The organism is Polaromonas sp. P1_G2, assembly GCF_056405515.1.
The window spans coordinates 1-599 of sequence record NZ_JBFUBY010000718.1; the positions used below are offsets into that span (position 1 = coordinate 1).

Sequence of the window (599 nt, forward strand, 5' to 3'; positions counted from 1 at the left end):
GATAGAAGAAGAGATTGCCGAATTCCGTGCGGCCATCTCGACAGACGACAAGGCGAAGATCGCCGATGAACTCGGCGACCTGATCTTCGCCGCCGTCAATATCGGCCGGCATGTCGGCGCCGATCCGGAAATGGCGCTGCGGGGCACAAACACCAAGTTCCGGCGCCGCTTTGGTCACATCGAGAAGAGCCTCTCGGCGGCTGGTGAAAATCTGGAAGACGCCAGTCTCGAACGGATGGAGGAGCTCTGGCAGGACGCGAAGAAAAGTGAGCCGTCTAACCGCTCGTGAATGCGCCCTGCACTCGATTGCGACCATCTGCCTTGGCCTGATAGAGGCTCTTGTCGGCGGCGGAAATCAGTTCGACCAGGCTCTGGCCCTGCTTTGGCCCTGTGGCGACACCGATGCTGACCGACACTTTCGCGTCGCCGGCCGCACGAACGCTATCGCTGATGTTGCGGCACATACGCTCGGCCATGGCTATCGCCTCCTCATGGCCGGTGGCGTCGGCCAGCACAATGAATTCTTCGCCACCGAAGCGATAGACGTGATCATTGCCGCGCACGCTGCGCCGAACCGTGTCGGCGATCGTCTTCAGCAC

The 599-nt window shown here is 61.1% G+C and carries 2 protein-coding genes; one reads left to right on the plus strand and one right to left on the minus strand.

Annotated elements, in window-relative coordinates; genetic code table 11:
- A partial coding sequence (locus AC1D0P_RS27145; RefSeq protein WP_477679566.1) for a MazG nucleotide pyrophosphohydrolase domain-containing protein occupies positions 1 to 289 on the plus strand: 289 nt, incomplete at its 5' end.
- Here AC1D0P_RS27145 and AC1D0P_RS27150 read toward each other — a convergent pair.
- Positions 276 to 599, minus strand: a 324-nt coding sequence (locus tag AC1D0P_RS27150) for a GGDEF domain-containing protein (protein WP_477679567.1), incomplete at its 5' end; no start/stop codon positions are given. The genes AC1D0P_RS27145 and AC1D0P_RS27150 overlap by 14 nt on opposite strands.